General features: G+C 70.0%; 18 protein-coding genes and 3 pseudogenes. 13 read left to right on the forward strand and 8 right to left on the reverse strand.

What is annotated here, in order from left to right; genetic code table 11:
- Positions 1-188: 188 nt before the first annotated feature.
- Positions 189-362, forward strand: coding sequence for a CsbD family protein (locus QQK49_RS07975; protein WP_284303473.1), 174 nt, complete (start codon positions 189-191; stop codon positions 360-362).
- An 87-nt stretch (positions 363-449) separates the two neighbouring features.
- Here QQK49_RS07975 and QQK49_RS07980 read toward each other — a convergent pair whose 3' ends face one another.
- Complete coding sequence (locus QQK49_RS07980; RefSeq protein WP_284303474.1) at positions 450-980, reverse strand: glycine cleavage system transcriptional repressor; 531 nt, start codon at positions 978-980, stop codon at positions 450-452.
- 102 nt (positions 981-1,082) lie between these two features.
- Here QQK49_RS07980 and QQK49_RS07985 point away from each other — a divergent pair, with 102 nt between their 5' ends.
- From QQK49_RS07985 to QQK49_RS07995, 3 genes are all read left to right on the forward strand, one after another.
- Entirely contained in the window at positions 1,083-1,637 is a 555-nt protein-coding gene (locus QQK49_RS07985) for an NUDIX hydrolase (protein WP_284303475.1), read from the forward strand.
- Between the two features lie 53 nt (positions 1,638-1,690).
- The gene (locus tag QQK49_RS07990) at positions 1,691-2,536 is read left to right on the forward strand and encodes an undecaprenyl-diphosphate phosphatase (RefSeq protein WP_284303476.1); all 846 of its coding nucleotides are present in this window, start codon (positions 1,691-1,693) and stop codon (positions 2,534-2,536) included.
- Between the two features lie 82 nt (positions 2,537-2,618).
- Positions 2,619-4,991: an ATP-binding cassette domain-containing protein gene (locus QQK49_RS07995; protein WP_284303477.1), complete on the forward strand. Its 2,373-nt coding sequence runs from the start codon at positions 2,619-2,621 to the stop codon at positions 4,989-4,991.
- Here QQK49_RS07995 and QQK49_RS08000 read toward each other — a convergent pair.
- The 3 genes from QQK49_RS08000 to QQK49_RS08010 all read right to left on the reverse strand — a co-directional run bounded on the left by QQK49_RS08000 (position 4,945) and on the right by QQK49_RS08010 (position 7,190).
- Entirely contained in the window at positions 4,945-5,286 is a 342-nt protein-coding gene (locus QQK49_RS08000; RefSeq protein WP_284303478.1) for a GNAT family N-acetyltransferase, read from the reverse strand. The two genes, QQK49_RS07995 and QQK49_RS08000, sit on opposite strands and share 47 nt — an antisense overlap.
- 633 nt (positions 5,287-5,919) lie before the next feature.
- Complete coding sequence (locus tag QQK49_RS08005; RefSeq protein ID WP_284303479.1) at positions 5,920-6,756, reverse strand: cytochrome P450; 837 nt, start codon at positions 6,754-6,756, stop codon at positions 5,920-5,922.
- Positions 6,675-7,190 carry a cytochrome P450 family protein gene (locus QQK49_RS08010; RefSeq protein WP_284303480.1) on the reverse strand — a complete coding sequence of 172 codons (516 nt, stop codon included), beginning with the start codon at positions 7,188-7,190 and terminating at the stop codon, positions 6,675-6,677. Before QQK49_RS08010 ends, QQK49_RS08005 begins: the two co-directional genes overlap by 82 nt.
- A gap of 157 nt (positions 7,191-7,347) precedes the next feature.
- Between QQK49_RS08010 and QQK49_RS08015 the strand changes: the two genes are divergently transcribed.
- The 3 genes and pseudogenes from QQK49_RS08015 to QQK49_RS08025 all read left to right on the forward strand — a co-directional run bounded on the left by QQK49_RS08015 (position 7,348) and on the right by QQK49_RS08025 (position 11,929).
- A complete protein-coding gene (locus tag QQK49_RS08015; RefSeq protein WP_284303481.1) occupies positions 7,348-9,357 on the forward strand; it encodes an ABC transporter ATP-binding protein in 2,010 nt (669 codons plus the stop codon).
- Positions 9,291-11,056: pseudogene (locus QQK49_RS08020) on the forward strand (ABC transporter ATP-binding protein). Before QQK49_RS08015 ends, QQK49_RS08020 begins: the two are co-directional and overlap by 67 nt.
- A gap of 12 nt (positions 11,057-11,068) precedes the next feature.
- Positions 11,069-11,929, forward strand: a complete 861-nt coding sequence (locus QQK49_RS08025; RefSeq protein ID WP_284303482.1) for an alpha/beta fold hydrolase — start codon at positions 11,069-11,071, stop codon at positions 11,927-11,929.
- Here the strand turns inward: QQK49_RS08025 and QQK49_RS08030 are convergent.
- A pseudogene (locus QQK49_RS08030) lies at positions 11,910-12,853 on the reverse strand (ketopantoate reductase family protein). The gene QQK49_RS08025 and the pseudogene QQK49_RS08030 sit on opposite strands and share 20 nt — an antisense overlap.
- Positions 12,854-12,871: 18 nt before the next feature.
- On the opposite strand from QQK49_RS08030, the gene QQK49_RS08035 reads away from it, so the two are divergent.
- The 5 genes and pseudogenes from QQK49_RS08035 to QQK49_RS08050 all read left to right on the forward strand — a co-directional run bounded on the left by QQK49_RS08035 (position 12,872) and on the right by QQK49_RS08050 (position 15,386).
- A complete protein-coding gene (locus QQK49_RS08035; RefSeq protein ID WP_284303483.1) occupies positions 12,872-13,540 on the forward strand; it encodes a class I SAM-dependent methyltransferase in 669 nt (222 codons plus the stop codon).
- Between the two features lie 147 nt (positions 13,541-13,687).
- Positions 13,688-14,050, forward strand: a complete 363-nt coding sequence (locus QQK49_RS08040) for a type II toxin-antitoxin system Phd/YefM family antitoxin (protein ID WP_284303484.1) — start codon at positions 13,688-13,690, stop codon at positions 14,048-14,050.
- Complete coding sequence (locus QQK49_RS08045; protein ID WP_284303485.1) at positions 14,050-14,247, forward strand: PIN domain-containing protein; 198 nt, start codon at positions 14,050-14,052, stop codon at positions 14,245-14,247. Before QQK49_RS08040 ends, QQK49_RS08045 begins: the two co-directional genes overlap by 1 nt.
- A 204-nt stretch (positions 14,248-14,451) precedes the next feature.
- Positions 14,452-14,571: pseudogene (locus QQK49_RS23210) on the forward strand (YbfB/YjiJ family MFS transporter); the annotation flags it as partial.
- A complete protein-coding gene (locus QQK49_RS08050; RefSeq protein WP_284305850.1) occupies positions 14,553-15,386 on the forward strand; it encodes an MFS transporter in 834 nt (277 codons plus the stop codon). The pseudogene QQK49_RS23210 and the gene QQK49_RS08050, both read left to right, overlap by 19 nt.
- On the opposite strand, the gene QQK49_RS08055 is transcribed toward QQK49_RS08050, so the two are convergent.
- From QQK49_RS08055 to QQK49_RS08065, 3 genes are all read right to left on the reverse strand, one after another.
- Positions 15,364-16,917, reverse strand: a complete 1,554-nt coding sequence (locus QQK49_RS08055) for an HNH endonuclease (protein ID WP_284303486.1) — start codon at positions 16,915-16,917, stop codon at positions 15,364-15,366. The two genes, QQK49_RS08050 and QQK49_RS08055, sit on opposite strands and share 23 nt — an antisense overlap.
- Positions 16,918-17,033: 116 nt before the next feature.
- A complete protein-coding gene (locus QQK49_RS08060) occupies positions 17,034-19,550 on the reverse strand; it encodes a PEP/pyruvate-binding domain-containing protein (protein ID WP_284303487.1) in 2,517 nt (838 codons plus the stop codon).
- A gap of 93 nt (positions 19,551-19,643) precedes the next feature.
- The gene (locus tag QQK49_RS08065) at positions 19,644-20,324 is read right to left on the reverse strand and encodes an HAD family hydrolase (protein WP_284303488.1); all 681 of its coding nucleotides are present in this window, start codon (positions 20,322-20,324) and stop codon (positions 19,644-19,646) included.
- Positions 20,325-20,468: 144 nt separating this feature from the next.
- Here QQK49_RS08065 and QQK49_RS08070 point away from each other — a divergent pair, with 144 nt between their 5' ends.
- Complete coding sequence (locus tag QQK49_RS08070; RefSeq protein ID WP_284303489.1) at positions 20,469-21,332, forward strand: hypothetical protein; 864 nt, start codon at positions 20,469-20,471, stop codon at positions 21,330-21,332.
- Positions 21,333-21,360 lie beyond the last annotated feature (28 nt).

Below are 21,360 nucleotides of genomic sequence, written 5' to 3' on the forward strand. Positions count from 1 at the left end.
TGCGTCGTCCGACCCGGCCCCCGGCACTCGTCGTCTCCACGGTAGCCGCGGATTTCCCACTCCGACAAACCCGAACGCGTCGATCGGCGTTTCGACACCCCCGGTCACCCCCCATTCTTCCGGGTGGCGCCGTACATGAACGGGCCGTACGGTCGAAGGGTCAGCAGTTCCGAGACGAAGGAGTGGACATGGGCACGGGTGACAAGGTCGACAACACCGGTCAGGACCTCGGCGGCAAGGCCAAGGAGGCCGCCGGCAAGCTGACCGACAACGAGCGTCTCGAGGCCGAGGGCAAGGGCGACCAGGCCGGCGCGAGCGTCAAGAAGGCCGGCGAGAACATCAAGGACGCCTTCAAGAAGTGAGCACGACCACGACGTGAGCACGGCGTGAGCGGCCGGGGACGAGATCTCGTCCCCGGCCGCATCGCATTCCCGGGGGCGAGGAGGCGGTTACCTCCGGGCCGGCAGACCCAGGGTCAGGCCGACGCGAAGATCGTCGGCGAGCGCCCGCAGGTCGTCCCCGAGTTCGTCGAGGTCGAGGTCGGCCTGCGCCGCGAGCAGGGCCGTGACGTGGAAGGTGCGCTGCCCCTCCGCGTCCTCACGCAGACAGCTGGAGAAGCGCCGGACGTTGACGCGGGGGCGAGCGAGGGCGGCGGCGATGGCCTCCACGATGCCGGGATGATCCCCGCCGTCGATGTCGAGGGTGAAGGTCGAGTCGGTCTCGTGCACCACCTCGGGCGCGTGCACCGACATGGCGCGCACCGTGACCTGCAGCATTCCGTCCAGGCCGCGGAAGTCCTCGACGAGTGCGTCGGCCCGCTCGGCGTCGACGGAGACCTGCAGCGTGCCGGCGAACAGATGCCCGAGGCACCCCATCTGGCTGGTCTCCCAGTTGCCACCGTGGTCGGAGAGGACCTCAGCGAGAGCGTGCACGAGACCGGGTTCGTCGTCACCGATGAACGCCAGTACCAGTGTCTTCACGCCTCCACCTCCGTCTCGACCGGGTTCGGCCCGGCCACCCGACCCACCGTACCCACCGGGTGGCGCCACCGGGCGGGAGCGGACCGGCTCTAGAGTCGGGACATGAGCCCCGACATCCGCTACTGCCGGCTCTGCGGCACACCCGTCGAGCGTCGCGTCCCCGAGATGGAGGACCGCGACCGCGCCGTGTGTCCCTCGTGCGGATACATCGACTACGTCAACCCGATCAACGTGGTCGGCACCATCCCGGTGTGGGACGAGGGCGGTCCGGACGAGCGCATTCTGCTGTGCCGGCGCAACATCGAGCCGCGCAAGGGGTACTGGACCGTTCCCGCGGGGTTCCTCGAGCTGGGGGAGTCCATCGGTGACGGGGCCGCCCGCGAGACCCTCGAGGAGGCCGGCGCCCGCGTCGAGTTGCAAGGCCTGTTCGCGGCCATCGACATCGTGCGGGTGGGGCAGGTGCACATCTTCTTCCGGGCCCGGCTGCTCGACCTCGACCTGAGTCCCGGACCCGAGACGGTGGAGAACCTCCTGGTGGGGATCGACGACATCCCCTGGGACGAGCTCGCGTTCCGCACCGTGCGCCGCGGCCTCGAGCTGTGGGTGGCCGACCGGCGTGAGGGACGGTACGGCGTGCACACCGAGTCGATCACCTGAGGTCAGCGCCTCCCCTGATACGGTCGCGCAGGCGCAGACCGACGGGAGAGGCGATGAACTGGGGAGAAGCGATCACGCTGGGAGTGGTCCAGGGGCTCACGGAGTTCCTCCCGGTGTCCTCCAGCGCCCACGTGTCGATCGTGGGGCGACTCTTCGGTGGCACCGATCCGGGTGCCGCGTTCACGGCCATCACCCAGCTGGGCACCGAGGCCGCGGTGCTCGTGTACTTCCGCAAGGACATCGCGCGCATCGTCACCCGCTGGTGCAAAGCCCTCGCCGGCACGCTGCCGCACAGCGATCCCGACGTCCGCATGGGGTGGCTCGTCATCGCCGGCACGATCCCGATCGGCGTGTTCGGGCTCGCCCTGCGCGACCTCATCACCGGCCCGTTCCGCAACCTCTGGGTGACGGCGACGATGCTGCTCGTCTTCGCCATCGTCATCTGGATCGCCGACCGCCGCGCCACCCAGACCAAGGAGATCACCGACCTCACGGTCAAGGACGGCATCGCCTACGGGTTCTTCCAGGCCCTGGCGCTCGTGCCCGGGGTGTCCCGCTCGGGCGGCACCATCGCCGGTGGCCTGTTCATGGGCTACAAGCGTGAGGCGGCCGCCCGGTACGCGTTCCTGCTGGCCATCCCGGCCGTGCTGCTGTCGGGGTTCGACCAGGTGCTCGACATCGCGGGCGACCCGGTCCAGCCCGCCTGGGCGCAGATCGTGACGGCCACGGTGATCAGCTTCGTCATCGGGTACGCGGTCATCGCCTGGCTGCTGCGCTACATCTCCACGCACGACTTCACGCCGTTCGTCATCTACCGCATCGTCCTCGCGCTCGTGCTCTTCGCCCTGCTCGCCACGGGCATCATCCCGGCCACGGACGCCGCTGCCGCCGCGGGCTGAGCGTCTTCGGATTCTGCGCGTCATACCGCACAATGCACGTGTCGTCCGGTCCGGCGGCCTGCCTCAGCACGGGAGTTCCACGATGACGCAACCGACGGCGCACGCTGCCGACACCCATGACGTGATCCGGGTCGAGGGGGCCCGTGAGAACAACCTCCGCGACATCACCGTCCATTTGCCCAAACGGCGTCTCACGGTCTTCACGGGCGTGTCCGGCTCGGGCAAGAGTTCGCTGGTGTTCGACACCATCGCCGCGGAATCCCAGCGGATGATCAACGAGACCTATCCGGCGTTCGTGCAGGGCTTCATGGCGACCTTGGCGCGGCCCGACGTCGACTCCCTGGCGGGCCTCACCACGGCGATCATCGTCGACCAGGAGCGGATGGGTGCCAACCTGCGCTCCACCGTCGGCACCGCCACCGACGCGAACGCGCTGCTGCGCGTCCTGTTCAGCCGCCTCGGAGACCCGCACGTGGGGTCGCCGCAGGCGTACTCCTTCAACGTCCCCTCGGTGACCGGCGCGGGCGCGGTCACCATCGCCACCGGCGCGAACAAGGGCAAGAAGGAGAAGCGCACCTTCTCGATCACCGGCGGCATGTGCCCGCGGTGCGAAGGCACGGCGTCGGTGTCCGACTTCGACCTCACCGCCATCTACGACGAGAGCAAGTCCCTGTCCGAGGGGGCGCTCATGGTGCCCGGCTACTCCATGGACGGCTGGTACGGCCGCATCTTCTCCGGCTACGGCTTCGACATGGACAAGCCGCTCGCGAAATACACCGCGAAGGAGATGGACGACCTCCTGTACAAGGAACCCACGAAGATCAAGGTCGAGGGCATCAACCTCACCTACGAAGGCGTCATCCCGCGGATCCAGAAGTCGATGTTGAGCAAGGACCGCGACGCCATGCAGGCGCACATCCGCGCCTTCGTCGACCGCGCCGTCGTCTTCGCCACCTGCCCGGAGTGCGGCGGGACCCGCCTGGCGCGGCACGCCCTGGACTCGAGGATCGCCGGCAAGAACATCGCCGACTGCTGCTCCATGCAGATCACCGATCTCGCGGCCTGGGTCGGCGAGCTCGACGAGCCGTCGGTCGCGCCGCTGCTGCGGAACCTGCGACACCTGCTCGAGTCGTTCGTCGAGATCGGCCTCGGGTACCTGTCGCTGGATCGCCCGGCCGGCACCCTGTCCGGAGGAGAGGCGCAGCGCACCAAGATGATCCGGCACCTCGGCTCCTCCCTCAGCGACGTGACCTACGTCTTCGACGAGCCGAGCACGGGCCTGCACCCGCACGACATCGACCGCATGAACGAACTGCTGGTGCGGCTGCGCGACAAGGGCAACACCGTGCTCGTCGTCGAGCACAAACCCGAGATCATCCGCATCGCCGACCACGTCGTCGACCTCGGGCCGGGAGCCGGCTCCGACGGGGGTGAGGTCTGCTTCGAGGGCACGGTCGAGGGACTTGCGGAGTCGGGCACCGTGACAGGACGACACCTGCACGACCGCGCCCGTCTCAAGGACACCGTGCGCGCACCCGCCGGCGTCCACGAGATCCGCGGTGCCTCCACCCACAACCTGCAGGACGTCGACGTCGACGTGCCTCTGGGCGTGCTCGTCGCCGTCACCGGGGTGGCCGGATCGGGCAAGAGCTCGCTCATCCACGGGTCGCTCACGGGCGAGGGCGTCGTCGTCATCGACCAGGGCGCGATCAAGGGGTCGAGGCGCAGCAACCCCGCTACCTACACCGGTCTGCTCGACCCGATCCGCAAGGCGTTCGCCAAGGCCAACGGGGTCAAACCCGCACTGTTCAGCGCGAACTCCGAAGGCGCCTGCCCCACCTGCAAGGGCGCCGGGGTCATGTACACCGAGCTCGGGTTCATGGAGACCGTGTCGAGCCCGTGCGAGGTGTGCGACGCCAAGGGGTTCCAGGCCGAGGTGCTCGATCACCACCTGGGCGGCAAGGACATCAGCGAGGTCATGGGCATGTCCGTGGCCCAGGCGCTGGAGTTCTTCTCCGGCGGTGAGGCCAAGCTGCCCGCCGCCACGAAGATCCTCGCGCGCCTGGCCGACGTGGGGCTGGGGTACGTCAAGATCGGGCAACCGCTCACCACCCTGTCCGGTGGCGAGCGGCAGCGGCTCAAGCTGGCCGCCCAGATGGGGGACAAGGGCGAGGTGTACGTCCTCGACGAGCCGACGACAGGCCTCCACCTCGCCGACGTCGAGAACCTCCTCGGTCTCCTGGACCGGCTGGTGGACTCGGGGAAGTCGGTCGTCGTCATCGAGCATCACCAGGCGGTGATGGCGCACGCCGACTGGATCATCGATCTCGGTCCGGGCGCCGGGCACGACGGAGGCCGGATCGTGTTCGAGGGCACGCCGGCCGACCTCGTGGCGACCGGCGGCACCCTCACCGGGGAGCACCTGGCGCGCTACGTCCAGACATCGGGGGAGTGACCCGGAACTCGGTCTCGTCGCCGAGAGCCTCGTAGCCGAGTCGCTCGTAGATGCGGTTGCTCACCGGGTTGGCCTGATCGGTGTAGAGGCAGACCCGGTGACCGGTGTCGAGCGCCCGCCGGGAGAGCACCGCCACGACGTGTGCCGCGTACCCCCGCCCGCGATGCTCCGCGGGCGTGTAGACGGGACCGATGCGCACCACGCCGAAGGTGGGCGGGTTCGCTCCGCTGAGGTGCACGGGCTGCTCACCCACGACCCACAGCCAGAGCTTGCCGTCCGCGATCCCCTGCAGCACCCGCTCCCGGTCGGCGGGGAGAGCGACCCCGAGCCAGGATGCCGGCCGGCCTGCACGTCGGTGTCGCGGCCGAACTCGTGGATCCACCGCTCGACCAGGTCGGCGTCGTCCGGCCTCGCCCGTCTCAGCGCTCCGTCGGGGACCCGCGGCGGGAGCAGGCTCCTCACCTCGAACATCCGGGTGTGCATCACCACCTCGACGGAGCGATCCGGCCCGGCAGCCTGCGCGCACAGGCGGCGGGCCGCGGCACTGTCCCCGTTCCAGGCCTCCACCACGATGCCGCGGTCGGCCAAAGCGTCTGCCAGAGCATCGAGGGCAGCCGCAGGCATGGCGGCGACGAACCCGGCGTACGGGGGATGGGTGCGGGTGCGCATGGCGACACCGACGACCTCGCCCGTGGCGTCCTCCACGGTGGCGAACCAGTAGGGCCCATCAGGCATGCCGTGCACGGCGAAGCGCGCCGCCACGGTCGCGATGACGCTGGTCCGCACGGGGTCCCCGGCGAGGTGGGCGCCGGCGACATCGAGGAAGGCGCGGGGGTCGCTGTAGAAGGTCGCCTGCATGACGACACAGTAGGGAGGTGGCAACCCGTTGCGCCACGACTTTCGGCAGCGCACGCCGGGTGGTCGAACCTCAGCGGCCGGGGCTGCTCATCCCGGCGAGTTTCACCCCGTCCGCCGGCAGCGCCGGCAGGCGACTCATCGAGTAGTCGAGATCCTGGGGCGGGACCGTCCACTCCCGCACCGACAACTCGGCCACCGTGAGGGCGAGCAGACCGACGACGATGATCTCGCCCGGGCAGCGGTGCCCCGTGTTGACGTCGGCGCCGCCCTGGGGGACGAAGACCTCGCTGTGCTGCATCTCGGTCTCGAGGAAGCGGGCGGGATCGAACGTCTCGGGGTGGTCCCAGTACTCGGGGTCACGCATGGATCCGTAGATGTCGACGAGGACCCGGTCGCCCTTCTTCACCTCGATGCCCTGGTGCTCGAAGTCCGTGCGTGCCACCGAGGGGAGCAACGGGACGAACGGGTAGTAGCGACGCACCTCTTCGGCGAACGCCTCCGCGACGGGGCCGTCCCACGTGACGCCGCGCTCGAGGGCTTCGGTGCGGATCTTCTCGCGCCAGGCCGGGTTCTCGTGCAGGGCCTTGGCGGCGAAGGCGGCGAACCGGGCCGTGGCGATCGTGGGCCTGATGACGTTCTGCACCTCCACGGCCGTCGTCCTGTCCGACAGGGGCCGGCCGTCCGCATCGACGTGGTCGAGCATCTGCCGGAACGGTGACCCGGCCGGGACGTCGAGATCCCCGGCGCGGGCCGCCTTCACCTGCTTCTCGAACCATGCATCGAGCTGGCGGCGACGCAGCCTGTGCCGCACGTACTCCGGACCGATCACTCCGAACCCGTCGACGATCTGGCCCTGCCATCGCGCGATCTCGTCCAGCTTCTCCTTCTCGGGGAAAATCCCGCCCACACGACGGCGGCACGTCCGTAGGCGAGGGTCATGGCGTCGTAGACCGACTGTCCGTCCGACCAGGTGTCGAGGACCCTGCCCACCTCGTCGCGGGCCCGGCTCAGCAGGGCGTCCGAGGCCGCCGGGTCCATCACGGCGCGAACGAACGTCGCCTTGCGGCGGCGGTGCTGTTCGTCGTCGAGGCCGTGCACCGACCCCTGGCCGAAGAGCCCGCCACGGATGACACCGGGCATCGCGCCGTCACGCTTGACCTTGGAGGTGTCGTAGAACAGCCGCACCCCCTCCAGCCCCTTGACGAGGAGGGCATCGCCTCCGACGAACCGGACGGGCAGACGCCGGTCGGCCGCGGCGTCGCGGGAGCGGGCGCGGAGCCGGTCCTGGAACCGGTATCCGTGACGGACGAAATCGAGGGTGCGATCCATGAAGACAGCCATGAGGTCACTGTTCCGCGTTCGCGCGGACGCGGCCACTTCATGCCGTGCCACGACCCTCGTGAGATCCCGGCTTCGCGGGCGACCGGCGCGCGGTCCTCGTAGTGTGGGCCGAGGCGCCCCGAGGGCCGGGACGCATCTCTCCCACCAGGGGCGCTGCGTGATCTCGACCATGGGCAGGCTGTGGGCCACCGTGCGTCCCATCCGGGTCCGCCTCTTCCTCGGTCTGCTCAGCGCGCTGGCGGCCTCGATCGTCGCCCTGCTGATCCCGCAGGTGTTGGAGGGGATGGTCAACCGGCTCGACGCCGAGGCGACGTCGGCCACCGTGCTCACCGCCGGTGCCGTCGTCCTCGGACTCGGCCTCGTCGAGGCCTCGCTGATCTGGTTGCGTCGCATCTTCGCGGTCTCCCCGGCGACGATGACCGAGAAGGACATGCGGGTCGGGTTCTACGCCAAGGTCCAGCACATGCCGGTGGCCTTCCACGACCACTGGGGCTCGGGCCAATTGCTGTCCCGGTCGATGACGGACATCAACCTGATCCGCCGGTGGGTGGCCTTCGGCATGATCATGGTCGTCGCCAGCGCGGTCACGATCGTGGTCGGCGTGCTGCTGCTCTTCCGGTCCAGCGCGCTGCTCGCCGCCATCTTCCTGGCGGCTGCCGCACCGGTCACGCTCATCTCCTATCGGTTCAGCCGGCGCTACCACGCGCTGTCGCGGCTCTCCCAGGACCAGAACGGCGACCTGGCCACCACGATCGAGCAATCCGTGCAGGGGATCCGCGTCCTCAAGGCCTTCGGCCGGGGCCCGACCGCGCTGGAGCAGTTCAGCGGACAGGCGGACGACCTGCGGCGCACCGAGGTCCGCAAGGCCGACGCCATGGCGCGGTTCGACATGGCGATGTTCATGCTTCCCGAACTGGCCCTGGGCGTGGCTCTCTTCGTCGGTCTCCACGAGACGGCGGCCGGCGAGATGAACGTCGGCAGGCTCGCGAGCTATTTCGCCACCGCGACCCTGGTCATCGGGCCCACCCGCATGCTGGGGCAGTTGCTCGGCATGGCGGTCAACGCCTCCACGGCGCTGGAACGCCACTACGAGGTCATGGACGAGGACAATCCCATCACCTCGCCCGAGCCGGCGACTCCGCTCGATCCCGCCCGCATTCGCGGCGAGGTCCGGCTGCAGGGGGTGCGGTTCCGGTATCCCGACGCGCCCGACCGCGTGCGCGACGTGGTGGCCGGAGCCGATCTGCAGATCCGCCCGGGGGAGACGATGGCGCTCGTCGGTGTCACCGGGTGCGGCAAGTCGACCCTGCTGCAACTCGTGCCGCGACTGTACGACGTCACCGGTGGCCGGATCACCATCGACGGGATCGACGTCCGTGACATGTCGCTGGATGACCTGCGCACGATCACCGCGGTCGCCTTCGAGGACGCCACGTTGTTCTCCGACTCGGTACGTTCGAACGTCCTCCTCGGCGCCGACCGGAATCTCGCCCCTGCCGACCGCGAGGAGCTGCTGCGGCTGGCGCTGGATACCGCCGACGCAGGCTTCGCCTACGCCCTGCCCCGCGGCGTGGACACGCGCATCGGCGAGGAGGGGATGAGTCTGTCGGGCGGGCAACGACAGCGGCTGGCGCTGGCCCGGGCCATCGCCGCCCGGCCTGCGGTGCTGCTGCTCGACGACCCCCTGTCGGCGCTCGACACCCGCACCGAGGAGGTCGTCACGGAGCGTCTGCGCCGGGTGCTGGCCGGGACGACGACGCTGATCGTGGCCCACCGCACCTCCACCGTGTCGCTCGCCGACCGGGTCGCCCTCATGGACGAGGGTCGCATCGTGGCCGTCGGTACCCACGACGAACTGCTCGCCACCTCTGCGCGCTACCGGTACGTCCTCACCGACCAGGAGCAGGAGGCGCTGCACAACCGCGACATCGCGGCGGTGGCCGGGGAGAGGGGTACGCCGGCAAGGTCGTGGCCGCGCCACCGTCCGAGGATCCTGGGTCGACAGGAGCGCATCCGTCCGACGACGACCACTCCGACGGCGCCGCCCCCGGCGAAAGCCGACCCGCCGACCGCACGTCGGAGGCCGACGACGAGCAGCGAGTGCTGTCCGCTGAAGAGAACCGGGAGTCGCGGCGGCGTTCGATGCGACTGCTCGGCACCCTGCTGAGCCCCGTGCGGGGGCGGGTCGGCGTCCTGGCCGTCATGGTGATCGTCGCTCAGCTGGCCGTCGTCGCCGGCCCGGCGATCATCGCCTGGGGTATCGACAACGCCCTCCCCGCCCTGCTGGCGGGTGACGCCGGACCCACCCTGTGGGCGACCGCGGCACACGTGGTCGCGGCGATCGTCGGCGGCATCCTGACCTTCGGATACGTGCGCCAGTCGACGGTCATCGGTCAGCGGGTGCTGTTGTCCCTGCGGCGGCGGGTGTTCCACGAGACCCAGCGTCTGGATCTGGAGTTCCACGAGCGGTATACCTCTGGCCGGATCGTCTCCCGTCAGACCTCCGACATGGAGGCGTTGCGCGAGCTGCTCGACTCGGGGATCGACATCATGGTCGGCTCGTTCCTGTCGATGCTGTTCACGGTGCTGCTGATCCTCGGCATGGACTGGGTGACCGGCGCGGTCATGCTCCTCATGCTCGTGCCGGGGGTGTTGCTCACCGTCTGGTTCCAGAAGCGTTCGCGGGAGGCCTACCGCGGCATCCGCACGCATTCGGCGCGGCTCATCGTTCACTTCGTCGAGGCGATGACCGGCATTCGCGCGGTCAAGGCCTTCCGCACGGAGGAGCGCAACCAGGCCACGTACGACGACCTGGCGCAGGCCTACCGGGACGCCTCGCTGCGGTCGATCATGATCTTCGGCATCTACCAGCCGTCGCTGCGCATCCTGGCGAACGCGACGATCGCGGTCGTGCTCGTCGTCGGTGGGTTCCGCGTACTCGGGGAGATCTGCAGGTGGGCGTGCTCGTGGCCTTGGTCATCTACGCGCGCCGCTTCTTCCAGCCCATCGACGAGATCGCCAACTTCTACAACACGTTCCAGTCGGCGGTGGCGGCGCTCGAGAAGATCGCGGCGTTGTTGGCCGAGACGCCCGCGGTCCGTGACCCCGAGGTGCCGACCGCACTGCCCAGAGCGCGCGGCCAGATCGACTTCGAGGACGCCGCGTTCCGATACTCGGCGACCGGGCCGCTGGTACTCAAACCGGTCGACCTGCACATTCCTGCAGGTCAGACGGTTGCCCTCGTCGGGCGAACAGGGGCCGGCAAGTCGACGATCGCCAAGCTCATCGCCCGGTTCTACGACGTGACGCAGGGGAGTGTCCACCTCGACGGCATCGACGTGCGCGAACTCACGGGGGAGGACCTGACTCGCAGCGTGGTGATGGTGACCCAGGAGGCGTACCTGTTCTCGGGCACGGTCGCCGAGAACATCGAGCTCGGACGGCCGGGGGCGAGCCGGGCCGACATCGAGGCCGCGGCCGACGCGATCGGTGCGGGGGAGTTCATCCGTGCTCTGCCCGAGGGCTTCGACACCGACGTCAACAAGCGCGGCGGACGCGTGTCGGCAGGCCAACGACAACTCATCTCCTTCGCCCGGGCCTTCCTCGCCGACCCCTCGGTGCTCATCCTCGACGAGGCGACGAGTTCGCTGGACATCCCCTCCGAACGGCAGGTCCAGGAGGGCCTGACCTCGCTGCTCGGCTCACGGACGGCCGTCATCATCGCCCACCGGCTCTCGACGGTGATGATCGCCGACCGGGTGCTCGTGGTCCACGACGGTCGCGTCGTCGAGGACGGATCTCCGGAGGAACTCATCGCTGCCGGAGGCCGGTTCGCCGCCCTCTACCGGGCGTGGCAGCTGGCGTGACAGGTTGTCCCCATGCCGAGTTTCATCGCCGACGACGACCACCGGATCAGCTACCTGAGCCTGGGGGAGGGGGAGCCCCTGATCCTCGTGCCGGGTGGCCCCGGCCGTGATGCCGCCTACCTGGAAGATCTCGGCGGTTTCGCGCCGGGGACCGGACGCCGACTCGTGATCCTCGAGCCGAGGGGTACCGGCGGTAGCCGCGGCGAGGGGTCGTCCCTGCAGGCAGGAGCCCCCGCCGAACGGATCGCCGCCGACATCGAGGGGTTGCGTCGGCACCTGGGCCTGGAGACGTTCGATCTCGTGGGTCACTCCGCCGGGTGCGCGGTGGCCTACCTCTACGCCGTCGATCACCAGGATCGGCTGCGCCGGTTGGTCCTGCTCACCCCGTCGGGACGGATGATCGGGGTGGAACCGTCCCAGCAGGAGAGCGAGCGACAGGTCGAGCGGCGCCGGGATGCTCCGTGGTACGAGCAGGCCCGCGAAGCCCTCGACCTGGTGGCCACGACGGGGTGGACGGACACCCCCCGTGAGGCGACGTACCCCCTCTACTACGGGCCGTGGACCCGGGCGGCTCGCGCACACGCCGCTGCACAGGAATCACAGCTGAACAGAACGGCGATGGACACGTTCTGGTCGGGCCCGACCGACCGCGACGCCCTGCGCGGCAGGTTGGCGTCCGTCACCACTCCGGTCCACGTCGTCGTGGGTGAGTTCGACCTCGTCTCGGGTCCGGACTCGGGTCCGCGCATCGCGGAGCTGTTCCCCGATGCCCAGCTGCACGTGCTCACGGGGATGTCGCACTACCCGTGGATCGACGACCCTGACGCGTTCGTCGCCTGCATGCGGGGCATCCTCACCGCTGCGGAGTCGTGAGGCGGGCACCCGCCTCGGTCAGCCCGCGCAGCGCCCACGCGGCCGCCTGGTTGTACGGCGTGGCGATGCCGTGCTTGCGTCCGAGGTCGACGACGGTCCCGCCGAACAGGTCGACCTCGGTGGTGCGGCCGGCCTCGACGTCCTGGCGCATCGAGGTCCAACCGTCCGCCGGCTGACCGGCGAGCACCTGCTCCCAGCGGGCGACGTCCTCGGCGTCGAGGGCAACGCCCTCGACGGCCGCGACGGCCAGGACCTCGTGGATGAGGGCCAGCATGAGGTCCCGGGTGCCGCCGGGGTCGCGCAGAGCGCCGTACCCCGAGCGGGTGAGGGCGGTGGCCTGGTTGGCGCCGACGTTGACCATGAACTTCCACCACATGGCGTGCCGCATGTCGACCGGCGTGGTCCACGCCAACCCGGCTCTGTCGAGGGCCTTCTGAACGCGCAGCACGTCGGCGCTCGGGTCTGTGTTGTCGGCCTCGCCGAAGTCGAGGCGTCCGACCTGGGTCCAGAGCACGCCACGCTCGCCGTCGCGGCGGGCGTCCATGGCAAGGGCGATGCACAGCAGGACGTGGGCCTGCGGAAACCGCGCCGCGATGGTGTCTTCGCTGGTCAAGCCGTTCAATACCGAGAGGATCACCGTGCCGTCGCCGACGAGCGGAGCCAGGTCGTCCAGGGCCTCGTCCAGGTGGTGGCTCTTGACCGCCACGACGACGAGGTCGACGGGGAGTCCGAGGTCGACGGCGTGATCACCGGCACGTCCAGCCGGCGCCCGTTGACGGTCAGGCCGGGGTTGCGGAGTCGGTCGGCGCGGAGCCCGGAGGCGACGAGGCACGTCGACAGGCCGCCGGTGCTGAAGTGGTCGGCGTACATGGCGCCCATGGCTCCTGCCCCGAGGACGGCCACGGTGGAGATCTCGGAGGTCATGGCGGCACTCTAGGTCCCATGGGTATCCGGGGGATCGTGCCGAGATGGGGGAGTCGCCTCGCCGGCGCCGTGGCCGAGGTCAACGCCAGGCACCCCTGGAGCCACAACGACCACTTTCATCCGTGGATCGTCAGTCGCCTGCCTGCGCGGCGGGAGCGGGCGCTCGACATCGGTTGCGGCCGGGGCGAACTGCTCGGTGTCCTGGCCGATCACGTGCGCCACGTCGTCGGCATCGACACTGATCAGGCCATGTGCGAAGCGGCCGCTCGCAGGCACGCCGGTCTGGCGAACATCAGGGTCGAGAACGCGACACCCGCGGAGGTCTCGGGGACGTTCGACGTCGTCACGATGGTCGCCGTGCTGCACCACCTCGACCTGGAGAGCGCCCTCACCGACGTCCGAGGGCTGCTCGCCCCCGGCGGCCGCTTCCTCTGCATCGGTCTCGCGCAGCCGGCCTCGGTCACCGACCACGTATGGGACGCGGCATCCATGCTGACCAATCCGGTCATCGGGTACGTCAAGCATCCGTGGGTGTCGAACGCCGGGCCGCAGCCGGATCCGTTCCCGGTCGCCGACCCACTCACGACCTTCGCGGAGATCGCCACCGCAGCGCAGCGGCTCATGCCGGGGGCGCATCTGCGGCGCCGGCTCGGTTTTCGCTACACGCTCGAATGGACGGAGCAGTGACGTCGCGGTCTGCAACCGTGTGAAGCCGGGTGGCGATCTCGAGGCGCTCGCGTTGACCCGGGCCCGACAGGGGCCCTTGCCGGGAGAAGCCCAGCTGAAAGAATGGCCATAATAGAGTGTCGAATTGTGGCCACAGGGGGTCTCTCGATGGATGTCGGCGTCCGCGATCTTCGCGACGGTCTCAGCCGCCACCTGGCGTCCGTGCGCGAAGGCCACACGATCACTGTCACGGATCATGGACGTCCGGTCGCACGCCTCGTGCCGGTCGGCGTCCCCACCAAGCTCGAGCAACTGATCGCCGAGGGTACGGTGACGCCGGCACGTCGTCGGCGTGGTGCTCTGCCACCGCCGATCGAGGCGGCGGGAACGGTGAGCGACCTCATCGCCGAGCAGCGTCGTGATCGTCTACTTCGACACCTCTGCTGTCGTTCCGGTCCTGATCGCAGAGCAGTGACGAGCACGACCGGGCATGGTCGAACTTTCTTGCGATCTGGCCCGACGTCGACGTGATGGATCTGACGGCCGATCTCGTCGTGAGTGCGGCCGACGCCGCACGATCCTCGGCGCTCCGAGGCTACGACGCCGTTCACTGTGCGACGGCTACTGCGCTCGAGGGATCGGATCTGGTGGCGGCAGCCGGCGGCGGCCGGTTGCTCGCCGCGTGGCGTTCTGCGGGTATGAACGTGGTCGACATCGACGATCAGTGACCTGTCGCCCCCTGGCAGGAACGGAGAGTCGGGAGCAGTACGTCGGGCCATGTGCGAGCGCGAAGGCTTCATAGAGGTTCAGTTCCCGGCCATGCGCGCCGACCTGTGACCCGCGGGCCACCGTGTGACACGCTGAGACTCGTGGACAGGCGGACCGTGTCGATCGGGGTGGGTGGGGCAGCAGTCGTCGGAGTCGCCTTCGGCATGGCCCGGTACGCCTACGGGCTCACACTGCCATCCGTGCGCGCGGAGTTCGGGCTCTCGGAACTCCTGTTGGGGTTGATCGCCAGCGGCACCTTCGTGGGATACCTCATCGGGTTGGTGTCCGCGCCACGACTGTCAGCGCGGCGCGGGCCTCGAGCGCCCACCACGGTGGGGGAGTGTGCGGCGTCGTGGGAGCGACGACCGTGGCGCTCGCGCCGTCGCCCTGGATCCTCGCGGTGGGGGCGGTGCTCAGCGGCAGCGCGGCAGGCTGGGTCTGGGCTCCGTACTCCGACATCGTGAGCCGGACGGCGGCGCGGCGTCATCAACCGGTCCTGCTTGCGGTCATCACCACCGGCACCAGCCTGGGGCTGATCGCGCTCGCCGGCGTGGCCCTGGTCGGGTTGTCCAGCTCGTGGCGAGTGACCTGGGCAGGCATCGCGAGCGCCGCCGCGTTGGCCGCCGCTGTGAACCTGCGTGCGGTACCGGCGCTGAAACCTCATGATGACGACCGAGGTCCGACGCAGACACGCTCACCGTGGCGGCGGGCGATGGTCCCGCCCCTGGTGTACGCCGTGCTCTACTTCGCGGCCATCACGGTCTATTTCACCTACGCCAGTGAGTCGGTACGTCTCGGCGGAAACACCGCCTCGGCCACATCGCTGTTGTTCGCTCTCATCGGTCTCGGTGGCCTGGCAGGGCTCGGCACGGCACGGATGACCCGGGCGGCCGGCACGGCGAAGGTCGGGGTCGCCAGTGTCTGGGTCGTCTCTCTTGCACTGGTGCTGCTCGGACTCGGGCGCTCCTCGATCGCGGTCATCCTCGCATCGGCAGTCCTGCTCGGGATCGGGTACATGGTGGGTTCGGCGAGGACGAGGACTGCTTGGACCGCCGCACATAGCGACCCTCTCGTGCTCACATCATCGTTTCGCCGATAATCGACATTATGTCATTTCGTCTGCCGTCGACATACCCCGGTGGTCGTGAGACGTAGGAATGCCCGGTGGGTGTGGTCGTCGTGACGACATGGTCTCGCTGCCCCGGGGGCCCGGTGGCCACGGCGTCGGCGCGCCACCCCGGCGCTTCCTTGGCCAGATTGCATGTCTGACACAGCCCTTGACCGTTCGTCCAGGACTCCCCGCCACCGTCGGCCACGCCGGTGACGTGGTCGACCTGACGCAGTGGCGCCCCGCACCACGGAGTTCGGCAGTGCTGGTCCCGGTAGACGATCGCCGTGCGCAGCGCGCCGGAGAAGTGACCGCGGCGGGTGTCGATGTCCTGCACGCTGCCGTCGCGCGCCGTGAACAACCGCCGCCAGAACGCCTGCTGCTCACCGACGCTGCCCCGATCGCGCTCCTCGGCCCGGATGATCGCCCGCGCCCACGGCGCCGGGATCGGCCCGTACCCGACGAGGTGCGCCGGTTCGTCGACAGCGCCGCCCTCACCGGCGACCTCATGTTCTCCACCATCGCGACCCGAAGCACCCATGCCACCCAGCAGCGCCTGATCGGTGATGACGATGCCGATCTCGATGTCGGGCCCGGCACTCGCCGGGTCGCGTCCGGTCAGGCGCCCCACGAACAGGTCCGCCCGGAGTTGCGCCAGTGACCGCTCATCCCCCGCGGCCTGCGCCGAACGCGCCGCTGAATCCAGCGCCGCCCAGCACGCCACCCCCTCGGCGGCCGGCACGCATCCCGTGACCTGAGCCATCACCGTCGGCACCGGACGGATCGAGACGTACCGCTCCTGCGCCGAGCGCTCCGACGCCGCAGCGAACGCGCGCGGATCCGCCTGATAGGCCAACGCCTGCACCCGTGACCGCACCGCCCGATCCGACAGATCCTTCAACTCCGGACCGATCACCGCATCCACGTCACGACGCACATCCGGCTCGAGCACCGCCGTGGTCCGAGCCACCATCAACGCCCGATACTCCGTCGTCTCCCCCGACGCCAACGCCTCCAACGTAGCGGGCAACTCCGTGGTCAGCGCCGTGGCCAGACCCAGCCGGATCGCCGCCCGCGACGGCGACTCCCGTCGTGCCAATCCCAACTGCGAGGCCACTCCGGTGCCTCGTCGATGCGCCGGAAGGCCGGCCTCGGCCTGCGCATGCCGTGTGTGCGTGTCGACCACCACGGCCAGTCGCGCCTGCGCCGCGACGATCACCCCCGACAGCTCCTCCAGACGCCGCACCAGATCGACGGCCTCCCCCGCGCCGATGCGCCCGGCGATCTCGGAGGTGCCGGAGCGTGCCAGTCTGCCCAGGCTGTCGCCGGCGTACTCGATGTCGGCCTGAATGCCGGGCAGCCACACTCGCCCCAACTGCTCCTCGAGGAAGGTGTCGACCCCGGCGAGGTCGGCGGCCGAAGGGCTGTCGGTGCCCTCGGCAAGACTGTCGACCTCGGCCCTGGAGCCGAGGTCGACCTCGCGCTCGAGGACCGAACCTCGGATGTCGTCGACCGTCGTCATGACCCACACTTTACCCGATCACCAGTTCGACCACAATGGTTGTCAACAGCTGTAACAAGTGACACCATGACGAGACACATGATCGACGAGACACATGATCAGAGGAGCGAGGGCGCTCACTCGACGCGCATGATCTCCCCACTCGACCCGTGCACGGTGATGACCTCGCCGGTCCGCAGCCGTTCGGTCGCGCGACCCACCCCGACCACCGCGGGCAACCCGTACTCGCGGGCGACGACCGATCCGTGGGTCATCAATCCACCGACCTCGGTCACGAGCCCCCCGGCCGTGAGGAACAGCGGGGTCCACGCGGGGTCGGTGCCGCGGCAGACGAGGATCTCCCCGGGCAGCAATCCTGCAGACGCCGGATCGTCGACGACCCGCACGGCCGCCGTGACGACTCCGGGCGAGACCCCGGTGCCGACGAGGTCCGCGTCGCCGCTCCCCGGAGCCGAGGAGAAGGCCCGCCCGTCCCCCAGCAACACGACCGGCAGCTGCCCTCGCCGGCCCTCCCGTTCCCGCGCCGCACGACGCTCCCCCACCAGGCCGCGGTGATCGACGTCGAACGCCGTCCGCAGCTCGTCCACGCGCAGGAAGAACACGTCGTCGGCCGCGTCCAGTCGCCCGGCCGCGACGAGGTCGGCGCCGGACTCCGCCAGGGCCGTGCGCACCAGACCCAAGGTGCGGACCAGCGTGAACTTCGGCGTCTCACGCAGCCCGAACAGGCCACGCAGGCGCCCCGCCAGAAACCGGATCTGCGCCGCCCGGACCGGCGAGGACGCCGCCGCCAGCCGCTCGATCGCCTCCGCCGCAGCACGACGCCCCTGCTCGTAGGACGCCGCGTGGTCGACGTCGCCCAGATAGGTCTGCACGGTGCGCACGACCTGCTCCGGGTGCTCACGCCAGCGGGGTGCGCCGACGTCGATCTCGGCCACGCCGCGCATGCCGTAGCGATCGAGGAACTCCCCCAACACCGCGGTGACGACCGCAGGCAGCTCGCCCGCACGATAGGCGGCGGCGCGCTCGCCGGGTTCGCCGGTCATCGCCCGCACCGACTCCGGATCACCGGCGATCCGCCGGGAAGCGGCGTAGAGCGCGAGGTCCATCTCGGTGGTGACGTTGTCCGGCAGCGAACGGAGGACCGTCAGCGCGAGGGCATCGGCATCCACCAGGCCGGTCCGCGCGGCGAGGGCCCGCAGCCGCACGAGCATGAGCACGCTCGGGCCCATGACCGGCAGGAACTCCGAGAACATCACGGCCAGGGCCCGCGACATGCGTCCCTCGACGACGTCCAGTCGAGCACGGAGACGATCGGCCGGGTCGGACACGGCACCCGCCGCAGCGAAGTCCTCTCGCACGGCCGCGACGTAGTCCTCGACGACGGCGAGGAAGCGGGCGCGCGCGGCCTCGGGGTCACGCAGGTTGCGCCCGATCCGAGGCAGCCGCGGCAGCACGGCCCCCGCGGCCGACCGCCCGACCCCGACCAGCGACGACCGTTCGCGCCGTGGCGCATAGGCCGGTTCGTCCGCCAGCGTGCGCACGATCGTGGCGGCCACCGGATCCCCGATGGGCAGGATCCGCAGCACCAACCGGCGCGCCGGGCCGGTGAGCAGACGGTCGACCCGGACCCAGAGTCGCTCCCCCGCCGCCTGGACGAACGGGTTGGTCCGGTGGTCCACCGTGTGCCCGAACACCGTCGCCGCACCGGCCGCGAAGATCGTCAGGATCTCGCGCCCCAGCGGCGTGAGGGGCGCGAGCACCCCTTGGATCGCACCCACACTGATGTAGACGGCCTCGCGGGGGCCCTCCGGAGTCGGGTAGAGGCTGGTGATCGCCCGCGACTGGACGATCTGCAGCTCGTCACCGACACAGGTGAACTCGATGTCCTGCGGGGCGCCGAAGTCCGTCGCCACGCGCCGGCACAGCCGGACGAGCGCGAGCAGCTGCGCCTCGCTCAACACCGGCGCCTCCCCCTGCACCGCGCGTTCGACGACGACCGGCCCCTCCACCTCGTAGTGGTCGGGAGTGACCTGCCCGGAGACCAGCGCCTCCCCCAGGCCCCGGACCGCATCGACGACGACCCGATCGCGACGTCCGGTCAGCGGATCGGCGGTGAACACCACGCCCGACGCCTCCGCGGCAACCTGCTCCTGAATCACGACGGCGAGGCCGAGGCCCTCGAGGGGGACGTCGTTGCGCGCCCGGTAGGTGATCGCCCGCTCGGTCCACAGGCTCGACCAGCACTCGATGACCTTCTCGAGGATCTGATCGATGCCGGCGACCTCGAGGAACGTGTCCTGCTGCCCGGCGAACGATGCCTCGGGCAGGTCCTCGGCGGTGGCCGAGCTGCGCACCGCCACCGGCGCCGCGGCGAGGTCACCCACCACGTCGGTGAGGCGCGCCCGCTGCTCCCCCGACATCGGACGCCGGAACGCCTGCCGGATGAGGGCCGAGGCGGCCGCCGCACCGCCGGCCCCGAGCGCCTCCGTGATCACCGCGTCCAGCCCGTGGACACGGACGAACTCGTGGTACTCCTCCACGGGGACGACGACGAAGGGCGGAACGGGAACACCCGCGTCGCGCAGCCGGATCAGATTTGCACCCTTACCGCCGACGTCGGCCGAACCCGTCATCGCCGCTCACCTCACCCGTAGATCGTCGAGACGTTGTTCCACAACTGTAGAACTCTTCCCTTGTGGAAGACAGGGGCGTGCGACGGCCCCGCGTCAGTCGTCGGCCCCGGACCTGGCCAGGTCGGCCAGCACCGAGTCATCGAGGTGCGCCAGCAGATCGGCCGGGTCGCGCCACACCTCCACCGCCCCGGCGTCCCGAAGGGCCGCCTCACCGATCCCTCCGCAGGTCAGTGCGATGCATCGGATCCCCGCGCGCGCGGCCGCCTGCACGTCCCAGACCGTGTCGCCGATCGCGACGGTCCGGTCCGGATCGAGGTCGGAGGTGTCCATCGCCACCTGCATGAGGTCGGGTGCCGGCTTGGCGCTGTCGACGTCCGAGGACGTGGACGCGGCCTCCACGATGTCGTCCTCGATCCCGATCGCCGGGAGCATCCAGTCGAGATCCTTCTCCTTGCCGCTGGTCGCGATGACGACCAGCAGCCCCAGTCCGTGACAGGCCCGCATGAGGTCGGCGGCGCGAGGAAAGGCACGCACGTCGTCCTGGAAGGCCTCGTACTCCTGAGAATGGGCGTCGGTGACCGCCTCGTCCTGGCCGCCGGTCACATGCTCGACCAGTCCCGCGCTCGCGATGCCGATGGCGCCGTGAACATGCTCCATCGTCACCTCGTCGTACCCGTGGGACCGCAGGGCGCGTGTCCATGCCACGGTGTGCAGGTAATTCGTGTCGAGCAGGGTTCCGTCCACGTCGAACACCACTCCCGGTTTTCCGGCCATGATCTCCTCCTTCGATATCTCTGCCTCCCCGGTGCCCCGTTCCGCCCACGGCCACACCCACGCACGACCCGTCGGCACCGAGGAACGCTCCCCCACCGCAGTTCGTTGACGAGTCAAGCAGACTGCGCCGAGGTGGGAGGACGCGTGCCGGAGGACGCCGAGCGATTCACTCGACGAGCGCTCCTGACGACGGGAGCCGTGGCCGCCCTCGGCGGTGCGGTCTGGTTCGCCGCCGACCGCGGCATCCACATCGGGGACGTCGTCGACGATCTCAGCGAGGGCCTCGACGGCCTCGAGCGACCGCAGCCGGGCGCGAGCGTGACGCCGGTTCCCGCCTCCGATCTCACGGCCTACGACCGGATCGCCGGATCGCGCCTGCATTACGAGGCCTCCGGCGCCCCGAGCAGCTTTCGGATGGGATCGGGATTCGCCGAGAAGCTCGACGCCTCGCTGACCTCGCACTGGCAGGCCACCCGGTGGGGTGTGCCGAGCCAGGTGTGGTCCTACGGCACGTGGGTGGATCTCGACGCCCGTCCGCGCCCCTCCTGGCACCACGAGGGCAGGGCCTTCGACCTCACGTCGGTCCGCACGAGTGACGACGACGTGCTCGTGAGCTGTCGCTACGACCGCTGGGGCGGCACCTCCGGCCCGGAACGCGCCGACCACGAGCGTGAGTACTGGCGTCTCGCCGCGACGCTGCTGCGCGATTTCGGCACCGTCCTCACCTATCTGTTCGACGAGGCCCACCACGATCACATCCATGTCGACGACGGCCGAACCCCCGAGGGCCGCAGCGAGTTCCGGCGCACGCGCACCCAGGTCCACGGCGTCCAGGCGATCTGCACCCATGTGTGGGGTGTGGACGTGCCGATCACGGGCAGGTGGGATGCCCGGACACGGGAGGCGACCACCGGCGTCCTCGCCGACCTCGGTGTCGGCGGTCGTCTGACGCAGGGTCAGAAGCAGTGGCACGCCTTTCTCGGCGCCGCCGCGGGGTATTCACCCTGAGCCGCTCCGGGTCCGGCCAGGGATCTCC

Origin of the sequence: Mobilicoccus caccae (assembly GCF_030161635.1) — a bacterium.
GTDB classification, from domain to species: domain Bacteria; phylum Actinomycetota; class Actinomycetes; order Actinomycetales; family Dermatophilaceae; genus Mobilicoccus; species Mobilicoccus caccae.